This window comes from Caballeronia sp. LZ003 (genome assembly GCF_031451465.1).
GTDB lineage: Bacteria > Pseudomonadota > Gammaproteobacteria > Burkholderiales > Burkholderiaceae > Caballeronia.
Map to the genome: position 1 here is coordinate 571,997 of NZ_JARUXJ010000001.1, position 18,709 is coordinate 590,705.

Below are 18,709 nucleotides of genomic sequence, written 5' to 3' on the forward strand. Positions count from 1 at the left end.
TGCTTTCACGATTAACCGCTAGGGTGTAAAAGTTTAACTGACTCATCTATCGCCGCTTCATCTCGCGATACGCGCGCACGGGGCGCGCGCCGCTCGTCTTTTTGGTGCCGAACATGGATACGATCGTAGCGCCGACCGCCGCAGAAGCGGTCTGGATCGTCAGGCTGCAAGGCCATCCTCAGTACGACTTCGTGCGCCTGAAACGGGTCTTCAACGACCCGGGTTCCCGCCATCAGGTCGTACTCGTCGATGTCAGGAAACTGCTCGAATGCGCCAATCGCGACGACACCGACTACGTGCTCAAGGCCGTCACCGACTGGCACGCGGGCAAGGTACGCGGTATCCGCGAGTTTCTCGACCCGGACAATCCGCGTGTGCCGGAGATGCCTTACGTGACCATCAGCGTGCGCCGCTCGTCGGGTTTTCTCGGCTTGCTGGGCGTGCATCGTGAGGGTGTGATCGCGTTTCGCAACGGGCAGCATCGCGCGCGCTATCTGGCTCATGCGGGCGCGCTTTGCATGCCGGTGGAAGTGCACGAGCGCGAAGCGGCCATGCTGCTTGCCATGTGCGCCGCGCCCGGCGAAGCGAGCGCGGAATACGGCGATATGTGATTGCGCCGGTCAGGCGGCGGGGGCATCGACCAGATTACGCGGCGTGCCGTTCGCCCATGCGATGAGGTTGCCGAGCGTGGTCGATGCAATCTCGATCAACGCCTCGCGCGTAAAAAACGCCTGATGCGCGGTAATGATGACGTTCGGAAACGTGAGGAGACGCGCGAGCACGTCGTCCTGAAGCAAGTGGTCCGAATGGTCTTCGAAGAAAAGACCGCCTTCTTCCTCGTAGACATCCAGTCCGAGATGCCCTAACTGACCGCTCTTCAACGCGCCGATCAACGCATTGCTTTCCACGAGCCCGCCGCGACCGGTATTGATGAGCATGGCGCCGCGCTTCATGCTTGCGAGCGCGCGTTCGTCGATCATGTGATAGGTCGCGGGCAGGAGCGGACAGTGCAGCGAGACGACGTCGGAGTTCGCGAGCAGTTCGTCCGGAGCGACATAGCGCGCGCCGCGTTCGAGCAGGTCCGTGGCGGGCGGTCCTGGATCGTAGGCGAGCACCTGCATGCCGAAGCCCGCCATGATCTTGCCGAACGTGCGCCCGATGATACCCGTGCCGACCACGCCGACGGTCTTGCCATACAGATCGAAGCCGAGCAGGCCGTTGAGCGAGAAATCGCCTTCGCGCGTGCGCGCCACCGCGCGATGCAGCCGGCGATTGAGCGTGAGGATCATGCCGGCCGCGTGTTCCGCCACCGCATGCGGCGAATACGCGGGAACGCGCGTGACGGCGATGCCAAGGCGCTTGGCCGCATGCAGATCGACATGATTGAAGCCCGCCGAGCGCAATGCGACCAGACGCGTGCCGCCTGCGTGGAGCTTTTCGAGTACGGCGGCATCGACGAGATCGTTGACGAACGGGCAGACGGCCGTGAAACCTTGCGCAAGGATGGCCGTCTGCGCGTCGAGATGAGCTTCGCGAAAATCGAGCTCGACGCCGAACGATTCGTTAGCCTGACAAAACGTATCGGCGTCGTACTGACGGCTGCTAAAGAGAATGAGGCGATGGGAATGGGCGCTCGACATGTTTCGTCACAGGCAAGAATCGACGCGTACCGGCCTGTGAGATAAGCCGCACGCCTTGGGGTCAGTGGTGGGTCGCCGAGGTGACGGCAGGCGTCACGCCTGCGCCCGGTGCGGGTTTGAAGGCGGGGGGCGTCGGCCGATAGATTTCATCTGGCTTGGACGATGCCGAGGTCACTTCCTGAGTGAGCCTTTCAAGCGCGTAGTCGATGAAAAAGCGCGTCTTGGCAGGCAGATATTGACGTCCCGGATACACGATCGACACTTTCATCTCCGGGTCGTCGATGGTGTACTCGGGCAAGAGCCGCACGAGCGTGCCGTCTGCGATATCCCGGTTGACGATGCCTTCGGGCAGGATCGAAAAGCCCATGTCACGCATCGTCGCAAGGCGCACCATCAGCGCACTGTTGACCGAGTAGACGGGAGCGAGGGCAACTTGGTCCGCTGCTCCATGGCGGTGCCGGAAATGCCAGGAAGAGCTTCGTATCTCGCTGGGTAGCCCAACGGACGGCATGGACTGTAGATCGGTTGGCGTGGCGGGCGTGCCGTGTTCAGCGAGATACGCAGGCGTGGCAACGGGCACGAGCGCGTTATTGCCGACGGGACGTTCCACGAGCGCGGTGCTCGACACCATGAACGCGGTGACGATTCCCACGTCATAGCCGTCTTCGACGAGATCGACGTGACGTTCGGCGAGCGTCAGGCGCACATTGACTTTCGGATAAAGCTTTCTGAATCCGTCGATTAACGGAGTAAGGGTTAGGAGTGAAAGCGCGCTCGATGCCACCACGCGCAAAGTGCCGCTAGGTTCGCCTTCGGTATGGGTAACTGCCGACTCAAGATGATCCAATTCTTCCAGCAGAGCCCGACAGCCTTCGAGATAGCGTGTGCCGGCTTCCGTGAGAGAAAGATTTCGCGTGGTCCGGTTAATCAAACGCGTTCGCAAATGCGCTTCGAGCATGGCAATTGCCCGTGTCACCAAGGCATTTGAGACGTCTAGTTGCTGGGCGGCTCGTCTGAAGCTTTCGGTATCGGCTACCCGAACGAAAACTCGCATTGCATGGATCTGATTCATTGTGCAGCCCTCAGGTTGTACAGCGATGGAGTGAGTTAGGCGCATCCAAAGATACGGCCGTTCACTTTTGTTGACCCTCGTTTTGTTCTTTAAACGGATAATATTGACAGGACGAAAGAAATGCAATATTTAATTTTTTAAGGTAAATAGAGTAATTGCGCACGTGACGGGTTTTATTTCGGTTTTTCGTAGATGCACGGACTTGATGGTTGATTTTTATACGAATCTGCTCCTGAAGGTGCGATATCGCACGGAACCGCGCTTATGCTTGCCGGCAAAGCCATAACGAAGTCGTATGAAGTATTGTGTGGATACTAAAAAGCAGCATTTTAATTAACCGTGAGATTAGTAGTGGGTTTATGTTAAGAAACGTATCTCCGCTTTGCTGAATTGGATAAAATCCAATCGGGATTTTCCCGGCTTGAGAGCTAATAAATAAACCCGAGGTTCTGTCGACAATCAACCGGATCTACACCAACCATGCTGTGGACTCTGTTAAAGGCGCAACCGGAAATAGCCCTCTTCGCGAGTCTCGCGATCGGTTTTTTTATTGGGTCTTTCAAACTCGGGCCGATTCAGCTGGGCGGCGTTTGCGGCACGCTCATCGTCGCGCTGATTCTCGGGCAAAGCGGCGCGCGAATTTCCCCCGATCTGAAAAATATCGCTTTTGCGCTTTTTATCTTTGCGCTCGGCTTCACGGGCGGCCCGCAGTTTTTCGCGAATGTCGGACGCGGCTGGCGCTACGGCATCCTCTCACTCGTGGAAGTCGTGGTGGTGGTGGCGCTCGTGCTCCTGAGCGTGCGCCTGCTCAGGCTCGATCCAGGCACGGCGGCGGGACTTCTGGCCGGCGGCGCCACCGAATCGGCCGTGATCGGCACGGCGTCCGAGGCCATCGGCCGGCTTGGGCTTCCGGCCGCGGAAATCGCGCGCTTGCAGGCGAATATCGTGACCGCGTACAGCGTGAGCTACTTGTTCGGGCTCGTCACGATCGTGCTCTTTTCGAGCCAGTTCGCGCCGCTCATCCTGCGCGTTAATCTGCGCGATGAAGCCGAGCGCGTGTGGCGCAAGCTCGGTGGCGACGGCGCGCTGTCCGAAGGGCAGACGCTTGCCGCGCCGCCTCTCGCCGGACGCGAACTGAAAGTGACGGCGGGCGCGGGCCAGTCCATCGGCGATCTTGAAAAGCGCTTCGGCTACAACATCAGCGTGCAGCGCGTGTTGCGCGACCGCTCGGTCATCAAGGCGCAGCCGTCGGTCATCCTGAAGGCGAACGACCGCGTGATGGTCGGCGGCCGCCGCGAGGCGATCGTCGAGGCACTGCCCGCCATCGGCGAGGAAGTGTTCGGCGGCGGCGTCTCGGATGTCTACGTCGAGAAAGTCGATGTCATGCTCACAGCGCGCGCGCTGCACGGCCTCACGCTTGCCCAGGCGCGCGCCCGCGCCGCGCCGGGCGAAGGGCGCGGCGTCTTCGTCGCGGCCGTGACGCGACTGGACAGCACCATTCCCGCGTTGCCCGGCACGCAACTGCATCGCGGCGATGTGCTGACGCTCGTCGGCAACAAGGAAGATGTCGCGCGCGGCGCGTCGAAGCTCGGCTACATCATCCGCGCGACCCAAAAAACCGACTTCGTGTATCTCGGGCTCGGCGTGATCGCGGGCATCGCGATCGGGCGGTTTTCGGCGCCTGTCGGCGGCATCGACATCACGCTCGGCACGGGCGGCGGTTGTCTTCTCGCGGGTCTTCTGTTCGGCTGGATTCGTTCGCGCTATCCGGTGATCGGCTCGTTGCCATCCGCCGCCGCGCAGATTCTCAAGGACTTCGGGCTGTGCACCTTCATCGCGGCGGTGGGCTTGTCGGCGGGCGCGGACGCGCTGCGGCTGATTCGCGAATTCGGTATCGCGCTGCCGCTTGCGGGCATCGTCATCACGCTGGGGCCCGCGCTCGCGTCGCTTTTCATCGGCAGGATGCTGCTCAAGCTCGAAGTGCCGATGCTGCTCGGCGCGATCGCCGGCCAGCAGTGCAGCACGCCCGCCATCAGCGCGCTCGTCGGCGTGACGGGCAACGCGACGCCCGTGATCGGCTACACCATCACCTATGCGATCTCGAACGTGCTGCTGCCGCTGCTCGGGCCGCTCGTCGTCGGGCTGGCGAGCAAGCTCGGCTGAAGGGGACATCGACATGGAATGGCTGCACCTCGTCTTTCAGAAGTCGCCCGAAACGGCGCTCTTTCTTTCGCTCGCGGCGGGTTATCTCATCGGCCAGGTCAACTTCGGCAAGTTCCAGCTGGGCGGCGTGGGCGGCTCGCTGCTCGCGGCGGTGGCGATCAGCCAGATCGGCGTGCAAATCGACAATGGCGTGAAGGCGGTGATGTTCGCCGTGTTCATCTATGCGGTCGGCTACGACTCCGGGCCGCAGTTCTTCAATTCGCTCAATCGCAAGACGCTGCGCGAAATCGCGATGGCCGTGTTTCTGGCCGTCTCCGCGCTCGTCACGGTGATCGTCTGCGCGAAGGTCTTCGGACTGAACAAGGGACTCGCGGCCGGACTCGCGGGCGGGGCGCTGACGCAATCGGCGATCATCGGCACGGCGGGCGACGCCATCGCGCGGCTCGGCTTGCCGGCCGCCGAAGCGAAGGCGCTCCAGTCCGATGTCGCCATTGCCTATGCCGTGACTTACGTCTTCGGCTCGCTCGGCGCGATCATCGTCTGCGTGAACATCCTGCCGAAGTTCATGGGACAGAGCCTGAAGGAAGCATCCGTCGACGCCGAGCGGCAGCTTGCGGGCGGCGGCGCATCCGGGCCCGCGGCGGGCCAGGTTTCCGCGTTGCCCGCGCTCGTCGGGCGGGCGTTTCGCGTGACGGCGGCAAGCGGCGCGGCGGGCCGCACGGTGGCCGACCTCGAAATGGCCGAAGCGGACATGATCACCATCGAGCGCATCCGGCGCGGCGGCAAGGCGCTCGAAGCGCGCCCCGACGTCATGCTCGCGGCAGGCGATATCGTGCTCGTCGTCGGACGGCGCGAAGTAATGGTGAGCGCGGCGGCGCAACTCGGCGAGGAAGTCGCGGACACCGACGGCATCAGCGTCGTCATGCAGAAGCGTCAGGGCGTGTTCACCAAGCGCGGCATGAACCACACGACGATCGCCGCGCTGCGCGCGACCGTGGATCGCGACATGCGGCACGGCGTCTATATCCAGGAGATTTCGCGCGCCGGTTTGCCCATGCCCGTGTTGCCGGAGACGCGCCTCGAACATGGCGATGTGATCACCGTCTACGGCTCGCCGCAAGACACGAAGCGCGCCGTCGATGCCGCCGGTTACGAGCTTCCCTTCACCGACAAGACCGACTTCATCTACATGGGCGTGGGTATCGTGCTGGGACTGCTGATCGGGCTGATCGTGGTGCGCGTGGGCGGCATACCGATCACGCTCGGCTCGGGCGGCGGATGTCTGCTCACGGGCCTTCTGTTCGGCTGGATGCGCGGCAAGCATCCGATGTATGGCGTCATGCCGCCCGCCGCATCGCAATTGCTGAAGGACTTCGGGCTGGCCGCGTTCGTCGCGGTGGTCGGCCTGAACTCGGGTTTGCAGGCGGTCGTGACGGTGAAGCAAAGCGGCGTGACCATCTTTCTGCTCGGCGTATTCGTCACGCTGTTTCCGCTTCTTCTCACGATGCTGTTCGGCCGATATGTCCTGCGCTACGACAACGCGGCGGTTTTCGCGGGCGCGCTGTCGGGGTCGCGCAGTGCGAATCCGGCGTTCGGCGGCGTGCTCGACAAGGCGGAAAGCCCGGTGCCGACGGCTGCGTTCGCCGTCACCTACGCGCTTGCGAACGTGCTTCTGACCTTGCTCGGGCCGCTCGTCGTCGGACTGGTCTAGCGAAGACCTGGAGTGCTCCTTGCGACATAATCGGCCTTCAGCACAAGGAGGCTTTCCATGGCGAACACACTGCCAACCGTCACGTTGCCGAACGGCGAAACCATTCCGAAGCTCGGCCAGGGAACCTGGGAGATGGGCGAACGCCCGAACACCCGCAAGACCGAGATCGCCGCATTACGCGAGGGCGTGGAACTCGGCATGACGCTCATCGATACCGCCGAAATGTACGGCGATGGCGAAAGCGAAAAGCTGATCGCCGAAGCGCTCGGCGACCGGCGCGAGGACTTGTTCATCGTCAGCAAGGTGTATCCGCATAACGGCAATGAACGCGGCGTGCAGAGCGCGTGCGAGCGCAGCCTGAAGCGGCTGGCGACGGACCGCATCGATCTTTACTTGCTGCACTGGCGCGGCGGCGAGGATCTGGAAGGCGTGATCGCGGGCTTCGAAAAACTCAGGCGCGATGGCAAGATTCGCCACTGGGGCGTGAGCAACTTCGACACCGACGACATGGACGAACTTTTTTCGCTCGATCACGGCGATGCCTGCGCAACCGATCAAATTCTTTATAACGTCGCGCGTCGTGGACCGGAATTCGACCTGCTGCCGTGGTTGCGCGAGCGCCGCGTTCCAGCGATGGCGTATAGCCCCGTCGATCACGCGCGTCTACCGAGGGGCGGGGCGCTGGAGAAGATCGCGGCGGCGCGCGGCGTATCGGCGTTTCAGGTCGCGCTCGCGTGGGTGCTGCAACAGCCGCAAGTCTTCGCGATTCCTAAAGCCGCGGATATTGCGCATATCCGCGAGAATCGCGCGGCGCTCGACCTTGCGTTGTCGGCGGATGAACTGGCGGATATCGATCAGCAGTTCAAGCCGCCAAAAGCGAAGCGCGGGTTGGAGATGCTTTGAGCGGACTCAGATGCGAAGCACGTGCAAGTCACGTGCAAGCATGATGCAAATGCACCGACCCCAGCACCGCCACTTCAGCCGGCGTGCGCTTGAGATCGGCTTCGTTCACCTGTTTCGCATCGGTGAGGAAGTCATCGACGATCGATGACACCGACGTATCCGTCAGGCACAGCGACACGCGCTTGGTGTCGCCATCCTGCAGCGACGCGCGTTGCGACTGTAACAGCACGCCGTACTGATAACCCCGCACGATGCCGCGCACGGCGCCCACGCACTGACCTTGCGCGGTGTTGTCGCCCTTCTGGGCGCATTGCTGCGCGAGCGAATAAGCAGTGAAGCTCTGGTCGATGGCGGCAGGCGCCGCCGTCTGCGCGTGAGCGGCAGCGGAACCGAAGGCACAAGCTGCGGCGAGAGCGAGCGAGAGAATGGGTTTCATCGATTGAATCCTCGTTGTTTTGAGAGTGAACCGATGAGAGGCGCAAACACGCACTTTGGTTCCGGACGCGCTGCGCTTAAGTCACCTTTTCGGGACTTTGCAGCGCGCGCAGCTCCTCGACCGGAATATGACAGTGAATGGCATGACCGTGCCCCGCATCGCGGCAAGGCGGAACCTCGCGTTCGCAGATGTCGCCGACCTTGCGCGGACAGCGCGTGTGGAACACGCATCCCGAAGGCGGATTCGCCGCGCTTGGCAACTCGCCCGACAAGCGAATGCGCTCGTTTTGCACGGGCGCGCTTTCGAGCGCGGGCACCGACGAGAGCAATGCTTCGGTGTACGGATGCTGCGGCCCCGTGAAGACATCCGCCGCGCGGCCGATCTCCATGATGCGTCCGAGATACAGCACCGCAATCCGATCCGACAAATAGCGCACGACGTGCAGATCGTGCGAGATGAACACGTAGCTCACGCGCCGTTCGCGCTGCAAGTCCGCCAGCAGATTGAGGATGGCGGCCTGCACGGAGACATCGAGCGCGGAAGTCGGCTCGTCGCAGACGACGACGCGCGGATCGCCCGCAAAAGCACGCGCGATCGCCACGCGTTGCTTCAACCCGCCGGACAACTGGCGCGTGCGCGAGCCGAGATAGCGCTCCGGCAGACGCACGGCTTCGGTCAGCGATTGCAGGCGCTTTTCCTTCGCTTCGCCACGCAGCGACGCGAGTTTCGACAGCGAACGCGCAATCAGCCGGCGCACCGAATGCGCGCGATTGAGCGCCGAATCCGGGTTCTGAAACACGATCTGCAGCGACTTCACCTGCTCGTCGCTGCGCCGCGTGACGCGTTCAGGCAGATGCTGACCGTCGAGTTCGAGCGTCGCGCCTTTGTCCGGCGAGACGAGGCCCAGCAGCAGCTTGGCGAGCGTGGTCTTGCCGCTGCCCGATTCGCCGACGAGTCCGAGTGTTTCGCCTTGCACGAGATCGAGCGAGACATCGTGAACGGCGCGCACTTCTTCATCGCCGACATGGAAGGTTTTGGACAGGTTGCGTGCGGAGAGCGCGAGCGTCGGTTGCGCTCGATGATCGAGTGGAGGCGCGGCGGGCGTTTCGTCGGTCGAACGCGGCAGCATTTCCGCGCGTTCGTGATAGTGACAGCGCGCCATCTGATCGCCGTGCGCCGCACTCATCCGATACGGCGGCGGCGCTTCCTTCAGACACCGTTCGTCGGCGAGCTTGCAGCGCGCGGCGAAGATGCACCCTTGCGTCACCGATCCCGGCAGCGGCAACGAACCGGGAATGGTGTCGAGCCGGCCATTTTCCTTGCTGCGGCCACTCGTCGGCAGACAGCGCAACAGGCCCACGGTGTATGGATGGCGCGGCTTTGCGAAGACATCGGCGGTTGCGCCTTCCTCGACGAGCTTGCCCGCATACAGCACGCCGACGCGCTCGCACATGCGCCCAATCACCGCGAGATTGTGGCTGATGAACAGCACGGCGGTGCCGAGTTCCTCACGCAATTGCGCAATGAGATCGAGCACTTCGGCTTCGACGGTGGCATCGAGACCGGTGGTGGGTTCATCGAGAATCAGCAGTTCGGGATTGCAGGCAAGCGCCATGGCGATCACCACGCGCTGCTGCATGCCGCCCGACAGTTGATGCGGGTAGCTTTCCATCACCCGTTCGGGCGATGCAATACGCACACGTCGCAGCATCTCCACCGTGCGCTCGAGCGCGTCGCTTTCAGAAGCGCCCGAAGCCTCGAAGGCTTCGGACACCTGCCGCGCGACGGTCAGCGACGGATTCAACGCGCGCCCCGGGTCCTGATAGACCATGGAGACGGCATCGGCGCGCATTTCGCGCAGGGCGTCGGCGGACAGCGCGGAGACATCGCGCCCGGCTATCGAGATGCGGCCTGACTTTACGCGGCCGTTCTTCGGCAAGTAGCGCAGCACCGCGAGCGCCGCCGTCGACTTGCCGCAGCCGGATTCGCCGACGAGTCCGTACGCTTCGCCACGCCGCACGCGCAAGGAGACGTCCTGCAGCACTTCGCGCTCGCGTCCGCGCGAACGGTAGGCCACCGTCAGTCCGACGATGGTGAGCGCGTCGGTCGCTTCGCCCTTGGCGGCGCCGAACGTGGGAAATGCCGATGGCGGCGGTCCGTTCATCGGTCGAGCACTCCTTGCACGGCATCCGCGACGAGGTTGACAGCGACGACGAGCGAGGCAATGGCGGCGGCATCGAACACGACCGTCCACCACGCGCCGCCCGCCATCAGCGTATAGCTTTCGGACAACGCGAGTCCCCAGTCGGCGGACGGCGGCTGAATGCCGAATCCCAGGAACGATAGCGTCGCGACCGCGAAGATCGCGTAGCCGAGCCGCACGGTGGCTTCGACGATGATCGGCGGCAGCACGTTCGGCAGAATCTCCGCGAACATGATGTAAAGCGCGTTCTCGCCGCGCAACTGCGCCGCCATCACGTAGTCGAGATGGCGTTCGCCCAGCACGGCGGCGCGTACCGTGCGCGCGGTGATCGGCGCGAAGGTCAGGCCGATCACGATAATCACCGTCGTATTGCTCGCGCCCACGGCGGCCAGCGCCAGCAGCGCGACGATGACGAGCGGCAGCGCGAGAAGAGCGTCGATCGCGCGGCCGACGACGGCATCAACCCAGCCGTCGAAGTAGCCGACCACGAGGCCGATGGCCGTGCCCGCAGCCGTGCCGATGAGTGTCGCGAGCGGCGCGATGGTGAGAATGTCGCGCGACCCGACGATCACGCGCGCGAACACGTCGCGGCCGAGCTGATCGGTGCCGAACCAGTGATCGCCGGAAGGCGGCGCGAGCGAGTTCAAGGGATCGGAAGCGTAGGGATCGATCGGCACGGCATGCTGACCGAACAAGGCGCACAGCACCCAGAAGAGCAGGATCGACACGCCGACGACGAAGGTCGCCGAGCGCAACAGCGCGAAAAGCGCCTCGAAGCGCTTCGGTTTGACGGGGGCAAGGGCTTGTGTGCTCATCGCCCGTCTCCCGACGAATCCGCCGTGCGCAGACGCGGATTCAGCACGACGTAAAGCGCATCCGCGATCAGATTCGCCGCCGTGTAGATCACGCCGATGCTGAGTACGCCTGCTTCGAGCATCGGGAAGTCCTTGGCCTTCGCCGCGTTGTAGATCAGCGAGCCGATGCCCTGATAGTGGAAGAGCGTCTCCACGACGACCAGCCCGCCGATCATGTAGCCGAGCTGCGTCGCGGCAACCGTCACGGTTGGCAGAAGCGCATTGCGCAGCACGTGCCGCCAGATCACGATACGGCGCGGCAAGCCCTTGAGGATTGCGGTGCGCGTGTAGTCGGCATCGAGCGCTTCGACGGTGCCCGCGCGCGCCATCCGCGCGATATAGCCGAAGAACACGAAGACGAGCGGCAGCACCGGCAAAATCAGATGCCGCAATTGCGTGAGGATGCCGGCATCGGCGCTGGCGCTTGCTTCTATCGGCAGCCATTGCAGCCACACGCCGAAGATGAGGATCAGCACGATGGACGAGACGAATTCCGGCACGACCGTCAGCGTGAGTCCGCCAATGCTGATGATCCGGTCGATCCAGCGCCCCGCGTGCAGCGCCGCATACACGCCGCCTGCAATGCCGAGCGGCACCACGACGATGAACGCCAGCGCGCCGAGCTTCGCCGAATTCCACAGCGCCTCGCCGATAAACGGTGCAACCGGCGCGCGAAACGCATACGACTCGCCCATGTCGCCGCGCAGGAAATGCGTGATCCACGCCGAATATTGCGTGAGAAGCGGCCGGTCCACGCCGAGCTGATGATTCAGCGCGGCGACAGCGCGCGCATCCGCGAGCGGGCCGAGAATGGCGCGGCCGACATCGCCCGGCAGCAACTGGCCGCCGGCGAAGACGATCATCGACAAGAGCCAGAGTGTGACGAGCGCGAGCAGCACGCGCACGCCGACGAAGCGCAACACGCGGCGTGCTTTCGCGCCGCCGTTGCGCGCCGGCCCGATGCGGGTCGAGGGCGTGATCGTGCTCATCCTCGCGAACCTCCTTTAAGCCGCCGACACCGTCGCCCGGTCGAACCACATCTGCGAAATCGCATTGAAGCGCACGCCCGAAACATTGGCGCGCGTGACGATCAGCTGGTCGTAGAAGTACGGGATGATCACGGGCGTTTCATCGAGCAACAGACGCTGAATGTCGCCCGACACTTTCTTCTGCGATGCCACGTCGAGCGAGGCCACGAACTGCGCGACGAGTTTGTCGTAAGCGGGATTCTTGAAGTGCGCCGCGTTCCAGGTGCCGTCGCTCGTGAGCGGCGCGTTGAGGAACACGTTCGGCACGCCGCGATGCCCGTAGTCCGTGATGCCGAGCGGCGAATCCAGCCAGTCCGACTTGCCGAACGTGCCCGAGCCGTAATACAGATCCTGACTTTCGACCTTCAGCGTGATGCGGATGCCCACAGCTTTGGCCGCGTTCTGCACGACGACCGCGAGGTCAGGAATCTCCATGTACTTTTCCGTCGTGAGCGTGATGTCGAAGCCGTTCGCCACGCCTGCCTCGCCGAGCAGTTGCTTGGCCTTCGCAACATCGAGATGGCGCTGCGGCACGGAAAGATCGCTCGACGGAAACACGGGCGCAAACGGGCTGTCGTTGCCGACGGTCGCGCGGCCCTTGAACAACCCTTTCACGATGACTTCGCGATTGATCGCCAGTGCCAGCGCCTGGCGCACGCGCTTGTCCTTGAACGGGCCGGTGTCGCAGCGCATGTGAATCTGCCGATGCGAGCTCGACTTCGCGCCCAGTACCTTAAACTGCGAATTGCTCAGGATCGAGACGCCGCCTTGCACGGTGAAGTCGCCCATGACGTCGGCCTGGCGGCCTTGCATGGCAAGAAGCTGCGCCTGATGGTCCGCATAGAACGAGAAGTTCACGCGGTCCGGCAGCGCTTTTGCGCCCCAGTAGTCGGGATTGCGCACGAACGACGCGCCCACTTTCGGCGTGTACTTTTCGAGCTTGAACGCGCCCGTGCCCATGAAGGTCTTCTCGTACGAACCCGTGAAATTCGCCGGGAGAATGACGGCGTTGTAGTTGTCGGACGAAACGTAGTAGGGGAAATTGCCGTTGGGCGCGTCCAGATGAAACTCGACGGTGTGATCGTCGATGACCTTCGCGGAATCCTTCGACAGCACGCCTTTCAGAACCGAGAGCGCGGCCGAACCGGCGTTCGGATCGGCCAGGCGGTTGAAGGTCGCGGCCACGTCCTTGGCGGTCATGGTCTGGCCGTCGTGGAACTTCACGTTCTGGCGCAGTTTGAAAGTCCAGACATCGCCCTTCGCATTCGACGACCACGACAGCGCGAGCGCGGGATTGAGCGCGAGCTTTTCGCTGTCGTCGTCGATCAGGAATTCGCCTGTCTGATTGATGAGCGCGAGACCCGAGGCATCGGTGACGGTGAGCGGATCGACGGCGCCCGCGGGCGTCAGATGCGCCACGCGAATGGTGCCGCCCGGCTTGGCCGCGGCCTGAGCGCGAGCGTTCGTCGCGCCGAGTCCAAGCAAGCCGCCAGCCGAAAGCGCGATACCCAGCACGCTCGCATGCCGCAATAACTCGCGGCGCGTAAGCCGGCCTGCCTTGAATTCGTCGATCGCATGATTACCCAGGTCGCCCGCATGAGTGCGCGCTGCGTCGAGGTGATGTGCGTCGGTCGAGGATTTCTTCATCGGTGGTCGTTCCGTATGCGGGTTGTCGTTATGCGTTCGGCCACGCGAAAAGCGTTGCCGCGTCGTTTCGAGGAAGCAAGGAACGGGCCGCATGCCAAGGCGTGCGGCCGGTATGTCAATGATCGTGCGGATGCTTGTGGATCGGGTCGACCCAGAAGACTTCCTCGGGCGCTTCCACGGCATCGATATTCAGGTTCACGACGACGGCTTCGTTGTCGCTGCGCACGAGCACGCATTCGAGCGGATCGTCGGTGCTCGCGTTGATTTCCTGATGCGGCACGTAAGGCGGCACGAAGATGAAGTCGCCCGGACCGGCTTCGGCGGTGAATTCGAGGTGTTCGCCCCAGCGCATGCGCGCCTGTCCGCGCACGACGTAGATCACGCTTTCGAGCGCGCCATGATGATGCGCGCCGGTCTTCGCATTCGGGTGGATCGTGACCGTGCCCGCCCAGATTTTCTGCGCACCGACGCGCGCCGCATTGATCGCGGCCGCGCGGTTCATGCCCGGCGTCTGCGCGGTGTTGGTGTCGAGCTGGTCGCCCTTGATGACCTTGACGCCGTGCTCGCGCCAATCGGTGTGATGTGCGTCGCTCATAGTGGTCGTGATGGTCGTGGTGATCGCGTCGGGTTTGTCGTTTTGGTCTGCGGATAAAAAAAGTCCGTTGCCGCCACCAACAACGCGCGAGCAACGGACTTCCGATATTACACGTCTTAAGCGGCGATCATTTTCCTTTGGAATTGATGATCGCTTCGGACACGTTGGACGGCGTCTCGGTGTAGTGCTTGAACTCCATCGTGTAGGTCGCGCGGCCTTGCGTGAGCGAACGCAGCGAAGTGGAGTAGCCGAACATCTCGGCCAGCGGCACCTCGGCGCGCACGATCTTGCCGCCGCCGCCCGCGATATCGTCCATGCCCTGCACGATGCCGCGACGGCTCGACAGATCGCCCATCACGTTGCCCATGAACTCCTCGGGCGTTTCCACTTCGACGGCCATGGTCGGTTCGAGCAGCACCGGCCGCGCGCGGCGCATCGCTTCCTTGAACGCGATGGAGCCTGCCATGCGGAAGGCGTTTTCGTTCGAATCGACATCGTGATAGGAACCGAAGGTCAGCGTTACTTTGGTGTCGACGACAGGATAGCCCGCCAGCACGCCTGCCTTGAGCGTTTCCTGAATGCCCTTGTCGACCGCCGGGATGTATTCGCGCGGAATCACGCCGCCCTTGATGGCATCGACGAATTCGTAGCCCTTGCCCGGGTCCGGTTCGAGCGTGATGACCGCATGGCCGTATTGGCCGCGCCCGCCCGACTGCTTGACGAACTTGCCTTCCACGTCCGTGACCTTGTTGCGCACCGTCTCGCGATACGCCACTTGCGGCTTGCCGACTGTCGCTTCGACGCCGAACTCGCGCTTCATCCGGTCGACGAGAATTTCAAGGTGCAGTTCGCCCATGCCGGAGATGATGGTCTGACCGGATTCCTCGTCGCTCGTGACGCGGAACGACGGATCTTCCTGCGCAAGCCGGTTCAGCGCGATACCCATCTTTTCCTGGTCGGCCTTCGTCTTCGGCTCGACGGCCTGCGAGATCACCGGTTCCGGGAAGATCATCCGTTCGAGGATGATGACGTGGTTCGGATCGCAGAGCGTGTCGCCCGTGGTCGCTTCCTTGAGACCGACCGCCGCCGCGATGTCGCCCGCGCGCACTTCCTTGATTTCCTTGCGCTCGTTGGCGTGCATCTGCAGGATACGGCCGAGGCGTTCCTTCTTTTCCTTCACCGGGTTGTAGACCGTATCGCCGGAATTCACGACGCCCGAATACGTGCGGAAGAAGATCAGCTGGCCGACGAACGGGTCCGTCATGATCTTGAAGGCGAGGGCGGCGAACGGCTCGTCATCGCTCGGATGGCGTTCCGCTTCCTGGTCGTCTTCCGTATGGCCAAGGATGGCGGGCACGTCCACCGGCGACGGCAGATAGTCGATCACCGCGTCGAGCATGGCCTGCACGCCCTTGTTCTTGAACGCGCTGCCGCAAAGCATCGGCACGATTTCGTTCGCGATGGTGCGCTGCCTGAGCGCCGCCTTGATTTCTTCCTCGGTCAGGCTTTCATGGTTCTCTAGATACTTTTCGAGCAGTTCCTCGTTGGCTTCGGCGGCGGCCTCGACCATCTTGCCGTGCCATTCGTGCGCGAGTTCCTTGAGGTTGTCGGGAATCTCCGCATAGGTGAACTTGATGCCCTGGCTGTCGTCGTCCCAGAGAATGGCCTTCATCTTCACGAGATCGACCACGCCCTGAAAGTGATCTTCCGCGCCGATGGGAATTTGAATCGGCACGGCCACGCCCTTCAGACGTTCGCCGATTTGCCGCTGCACGCGGAAAAAATCCGCGCCGACGCGGTCCATCTTGTTGACGAACGCAATGCGCGGCACCTTGTACTTGTTCGCCTGACGCCACACGGTTTCCGACTGCGGCTGCACGCCGCCGACCGAGTCGTAGACCATGCACGCGCCATCGAGCACGCGCATCGAGCGTTCGACTTCGATGGTGAAGTCGACGTGTCCCGGCGTATCGATGATATTGATACGGTGTTCAGGATAATTGCCCGCCATGCCTTTCCAGAAGGCCGTGGTTGCAGCCGACGTGATCGTGATGCCGCGCTCCTGCTCCTGTTCCATCCAGTCCATCGTGGCCGCGCCGTCGTGCACCTCGCCGATCTTGTGCGTCACGCCGGTGTAGAAAAGAATGCGCTCGGTGGTGGTGGTCTTGCCGGCGTCGATGTGAGCGCTGATGCCGATATTCCGGTAGCGCTCGATGGGAGTCTTGCGGGGCACGTGAACCTCCTTTGGAGTAGTAAGCCCTGGCGGCATGCGCATATTCCGTGCACGCCGCCACACGATTGCCGTCCGGGCTCGCAACGGCATCGCGATAATCTTTTCAGGATAGCGCGTTGGCAAGGTCTTTGCAGGAAACTCGCTGGAACGCTCCTGCGGCAATCGAAAAGGCTCGGAGACGGCCATATGCGGCCGGTATGGACGAAAAAAAGGCGCGTTCACGTGACGCGCCTCTTTATCTTTCCAGCGATTGCCGCGATTACTGTGCGGCTGGCAAGCCCGAAATCTTCGTTCCCGGCTTGATGCCTTTGGCCGTGAACCAGCCCTTGCTCATTTCGAGGGCATAAACGCCGTTGTTGCGCGGGCAATGGTTGTTCTCGGTTTCGGCTTGCATCTCGTCGATGTCGGTGACGGTGCCATCCGCGCGAATGAACGCGATCGACAGCGGGATCAGCGTGTTCTTCATCCAGAAGCAGTGGACGGCGTTTTCCTGAAACACGAAGAGCATGCCTTCGTTCGATGCAAGCTGCGTGCGATACATGAGGCCTTGCTCGCGATCGGCATCGTTGGCGGCAACAGCGGCATCGATCACGAACATGCCGGCGGTGAGTCTTGCGCGGGGGAAATCGGAAGGCTGCTTGGCACCGGGCGGCATGGTCTGCGCTTGTGCAAGCGGCATTGCCGCAAACGGCAACAACAACGCAATAGTTAATGCTTGCACGGCGGCAAGCGCGCGGCTCGCAATGCGCGAACGCCAATTTGAATGATTCGGACCGAATGAAGACTTCAAGGCATGAAACAACGGAATCACGACGATGCTCCTTATCAAGAATCGATGCGCCGAGAATCCGGCAGGCTCACGGCAAACTCGCGAATGTTACTCGAAGCGCGTGCCATGAGGCGAGTCGATAAAACAAAAGGGCAGATGCCGTGTTGGCCATCTGCCCTTCAACGCCGTAAAGACGGCGATATTGCTCGTTATTGATTTTGCAGGTAATGCAACATCGAACTTCGCTATACCGCCTCTTACAACGAACTTACTGAGCTGCCGAAGCGGCTTCCGGTGCCGAAGCGGCAGCCTTCTTGTGCGCGTGCTTCTTCGAGCTCTTGTGCGACTTGTGAGCCTTCTTTGCCGGTGCCGACGAAGCAGCAGCCGGAGCAGCAGCTTCCGGTGCCGATGCTTGTGCAAATGCAGCCGTTGCGAACAGGCCAGCGACGAGAGCAGCGATCAGTTTGTTCATTTGTGAATCCTCTAGCTTGAGTTGATTAACCAAACGACCCGGTCATGGAGTCATGTCGGTAAACGAGCCATCCACCTTTCGGTTGACAGTCGTATCGATGATTTGGTCTTCGATACAGCTGTGAGCGCTTTGACCTTTCAAATACCCTGGAGCACACAGCATATTCAATTGGTTTATCGCTCATGCCGGATAGCTTTGTTCGGCATCTGCGGTCCTTAACGCATCGCGTGAAGACTCGGTTGACGTCGTTTCAAAGAGATTTGCGAACGCGCGGCAAAAAGTTTCTCGGCGCTTTGCACGCGTGGTTACACGACACGACATTTAAACGCACGACGTGACGCTTATCGTCGATAAAGCTTTAAGCGCGTCGCCACGGCGCGCGCGCATTCACCTCGATGCATTCGCCCGGCGCGAGTCCGAGCGCGAAGATATCGAGTGCACCGACAGCCACGCGCACGAGCCGCAACGTCGGATAGCCCACGGCTGCGGTCATGCGCCTGACCTGCCGGTTCTTGCCCTCGGTGATGGCGAGCTCGATCCACGTTGTGGGGATTGCCGCGCGATAGCGGATCGGCGGATTGCGCGGCCAGAGCGCGTCGTCTTCTTGGGCGACGAAGGCGCATTGGCACGGACGCGTCACGTAGTCGCCCAGATCGACGCCTTTCGCGAGATGCGCGAGCGCGGCATCGTCAGGGGCGCCTTCCACTTGCGCCCAATAACGCTTGACGAGCTTGTGACGCGGCTCGGCAATACGCGCCTGCAACGCGCCATCGTCGGTGAGTAAAAGCAGGCCTTCGCTGTCGGCGTCGAGCCGGCCCGCCGGGTACACGCCCGGCGTCTTTACCCAGTCGCCGAGCGAGGGACGCGTCTCGTGCGCGGAAAACTGGCAGATGGTGCCGAAGGGTTTATTGAGCGCGATGAGCGGCATCGGAGGAAGGCGCGGCGGAATTCGAAGCGGCATCTTAATGCATAATGAGCCGCCC

The 18,709-nt window shown here is 62.4% G+C and carries 16 protein-coding genes; 4 read left to right on the forward strand and 12 right to left on the reverse strand.

Features of this window, described 5'->3' with window-relative positions; genetic code table 11:
• Positions 1 to 113 precede the first annotated feature (113 nt).
• Positions 114 to 611: a plasmid fertility inhibition factor family protein gene (locus QCE79_RS02620; protein WP_244827195.1), complete on the forward strand. Its 498-nt coding sequence runs from the start codon at positions 114 to 116 to the stop codon at positions 609 to 611.
• Positions 612 to 620: 9 nt separating this feature from the next.
• On the opposite strand, the gene QCE79_RS02625 is transcribed toward QCE79_RS02620, so the two are convergent.
• Positions 621 to 1,640 (reverse strand): 2-hydroxyacid dehydrogenase, encoded by a 1,020-nt coding sequence (locus tag QCE79_RS02625; RefSeq protein WP_309841634.1) that lies wholly within the window; start codon positions 1,638 to 1,640, stop codon positions 621 to 623.
• A 61-nt stretch (positions 1,641 to 1,701) separates the two neighbouring features.
• On the reverse strand, positions 1,702 to 2,712 hold the full coding sequence (locus QCE79_RS02630) for a LysR family transcriptional regulator (RefSeq protein ID WP_250491978.1): 1,011 nt from the start codon (positions 2,710 to 2,712) through the stop codon (positions 1,702 to 1,704).
• Positions 2,713 to 3,192: 480 nt separating this feature from the next.
• Between QCE79_RS02630 and aspT (QCE79_RS02635) the strand changes: the two genes are divergently transcribed.
• Genes aspT (QCE79_RS02635) through QCE79_RS02645 form a run of 3 tightly spaced genes read left to right on the forward strand, consistent with a single transcriptional unit; the run spans position 3,193 to position 7,489 of the window.
• Positions 3,193 to 4,875, forward strand: coding sequence for an aspartate-alanine antiporter (gene aspT, locus QCE79_RS02635; protein WP_309841639.1), 1,683 nt, complete (start codon positions 3,193 to 3,195; stop codon positions 4,873 to 4,875).
• A 13-nt stretch (positions 4,876 to 4,888) separates the two neighbouring features.
• A complete protein-coding gene (gene aspT / locus QCE79_RS02640) occupies positions 4,889 to 6,586 on the forward strand; it encodes an aspartate-alanine antiporter (protein ID WP_309841642.1) in 1,698 nt (565 codons plus the stop codon).
• 57 nt (positions 6,587 to 6,643) lie between these two features.
• On the forward strand, positions 6,644 to 7,489 hold the full coding sequence (locus tag QCE79_RS02645; protein WP_309841644.1) for an aldo/keto reductase: 846 nt from the start codon (positions 6,644 to 6,646) through the stop codon (positions 7,487 to 7,489).
• Between the two features lie 28 nt (positions 7,490 to 7,517).
• On the opposite strand, the gene QCE79_RS02650 is transcribed toward QCE79_RS02645, so the two are convergent.
• The 10 genes from QCE79_RS02650 to QCE79_RS02695 form a co-directional block, all read right to left on the reverse strand.
• Positions 7,518 to 7,925: a hypothetical protein gene (locus QCE79_RS02650; RefSeq protein ID WP_309841646.1), complete on the reverse strand. Its 408-nt coding sequence runs from the start codon at positions 7,923 to 7,925 to the stop codon at positions 7,518 to 7,520.
• A 76-nt stretch (positions 7,926 to 8,001) separates the two neighbouring features.
• Positions 8,002 to 10,089, reverse strand: a complete 2,088-nt coding sequence (locus tag QCE79_RS02655) for an ABC transporter ATP-binding protein (protein ID WP_309841649.1) — start codon at positions 10,087 to 10,089, stop codon at positions 8,002 to 8,004.
• Positions 10,086 to 10,943 carry an ABC transporter permease gene (locus tag QCE79_RS02660; protein ID WP_244827202.1) on the reverse strand — a complete coding sequence of 286 codons (858 nt, stop codon included), beginning with the start codon at positions 10,941 to 10,943 and terminating at the stop codon, positions 10,086 to 10,088. Before QCE79_RS02660 ends, QCE79_RS02655 begins: the two co-directional genes overlap by 4 nt.
• Entirely contained in the window at positions 10,940 to 11,971 is a 1,032-nt protein-coding gene (locus QCE79_RS02665; RefSeq protein ID WP_309841652.1) for an ABC transporter permease, read from the reverse strand. Before QCE79_RS02665 ends, QCE79_RS02660 begins: the two co-directional genes overlap by 4 nt.
• Positions 11,972 to 11,986: 15 nt before the next feature.
• Entirely contained in the window at positions 11,987 to 13,657 is a 1,671-nt protein-coding gene (locus tag QCE79_RS02670; protein ID WP_309841655.1) for an ABC transporter substrate-binding protein, read from the reverse strand.
• A gap of 115 nt (positions 13,658 to 13,772) precedes the next feature.
• Complete coding sequence (locus QCE79_RS02675) at positions 13,773 to 14,252, reverse strand: cupin domain-containing protein (RefSeq protein ID WP_244827205.1); 480 nt, start codon at positions 14,250 to 14,252, stop codon at positions 13,773 to 13,775.
• A gap of 127 nt (positions 14,253 to 14,379) precedes the next feature.
• Positions 14,380 to 16,485 carry an elongation factor G gene (gene fusA, locus QCE79_RS02680; protein ID WP_250463444.1) on the reverse strand — a complete coding sequence of 702 codons (2,106 nt, stop codon included), beginning with the start codon at positions 16,483 to 16,485 and terminating at the stop codon, positions 14,380 to 14,382.
• Positions 16,486 to 16,744: 259 nt separating this feature from the next.
• Positions 16,745 to 17,287 (reverse strand): DUF192 domain-containing protein, encoded by a 543-nt coding sequence (locus tag QCE79_RS02685; RefSeq protein ID WP_404989357.1) that lies wholly within the window; start codon positions 17,285 to 17,287, stop codon positions 16,745 to 16,747.
• A gap of 235 nt (positions 17,288 to 17,522) precedes the next feature.
• Complete coding sequence (locus QCE79_RS02690) at positions 17,523 to 17,726, reverse strand: hypothetical protein (RefSeq protein ID WP_244827208.1); 204 nt, start codon at positions 17,724 to 17,726, stop codon at positions 17,523 to 17,525.
• Between the two features lie 358 nt (positions 17,727 to 18,084).
• Positions 18,085 to 18,654, reverse strand: a complete 570-nt coding sequence (locus QCE79_RS02695; protein WP_309845142.1) for a pseudouridine synthase — start codon at positions 18,652 to 18,654, stop codon at positions 18,085 to 18,087.
• Between the last annotated feature and the right edge of the window lie 55 nt (positions 18,655 to 18,709).

What these genes read in the sequence shown, in the direction of transcription:
- QCE79_RS02620 (WP_244827195.1), top strand. Translation starts at nt 114, where the DNA reads ATGGATACGATCGTAGCGCCGACCGCCGCAGAAGCGGTCTGGATCGTC.
- QCE79_RS02625 (WP_309841634.1), bottom strand. Translation starts at nt 1,640, where the DNA reads ATGTCGAGCGCCCATTCCCATCGCCTCATTCTCTTTAGCAGCCGTCAG.
- QCE79_RS02630 (WP_250491978.1), bottom strand. Translation starts at nt 2,712, where the DNA reads ATGAATCAGATCCATGCAATGCGAGTTTTCGTTCGGGTAGCCGATACC.
- aspT (WP_309841639.1), top strand. Translation starts at nt 3,193, where the DNA reads ATGCTGTGGACTCTGTTAAAGGCGCAACCGGAAATAGCCCTCTTCGCG.
- aspT (WP_309841642.1), top strand. Translation starts at nt 4,889, where the DNA reads ATGGAATGGCTGCACCTCGTCTTTCAGAAGTCGCCCGAAACGGCGCTC.
- QCE79_RS02645 (WP_309841644.1), top strand. Translation starts at nt 6,644, where the DNA reads ATGGCGAACACACTGCCAACCGTCACGTTGCCGAACGGCGAAACCATT.
- QCE79_RS02650 (WP_309841646.1), bottom strand. Translation starts at nt 7,925, where the DNA reads ATGAAACCCATTCTCTCGCTCGCTCTCGCCGCAGCTTGTGCCTTCGGT.
- QCE79_RS02655 (WP_309841649.1), bottom strand. Translation starts at nt 10,089, where the DNA reads ATGAACGGACCGCCGCCATCGGCATTTCCCACGTTCGGCGCCGCCAAG.
- QCE79_RS02660 (WP_244827202.1), bottom strand. Translation starts at nt 10,943, where the DNA reads ATGAGCACACAAGCCCTTGCCCCCGTCAAACCGAAGCGCTTCGAGGCG.
- QCE79_RS02665 (WP_309841652.1), bottom strand. Translation starts at nt 11,971, where the DNA reads ATGAGCACGATCACGCCCTCGACCCGCATCGGGCCGGCGCGCAACGGC.
- QCE79_RS02670 (WP_309841655.1), bottom strand. Translation starts at nt 13,657, where the DNA reads ATGAAGAAATCCTCGACCGACGCACATCACCTCGACGCAGCGCGCACT.
- QCE79_RS02675 (WP_244827205.1), bottom strand. Translation starts at nt 14,252, where the DNA reads ATGAGCGACGCACATCACACCGATTGGCGCGAGCACGGCGTCAAGGTC.
- QCE79_RS02690 (WP_244827208.1), bottom strand. Translation starts at nt 17,726, where the DNA reads ATGAACAAACTGATCGCTGCTCTCGTCGCTGGCCTGTTCGCAACGGCT.
- QCE79_RS02695 (WP_309845142.1), bottom strand. Translation starts at nt 18,654, where the DNA reads ATGCCGCTCATCGCGCTCAATAAACCCTTCGGCACCATCTGCCAGTTT.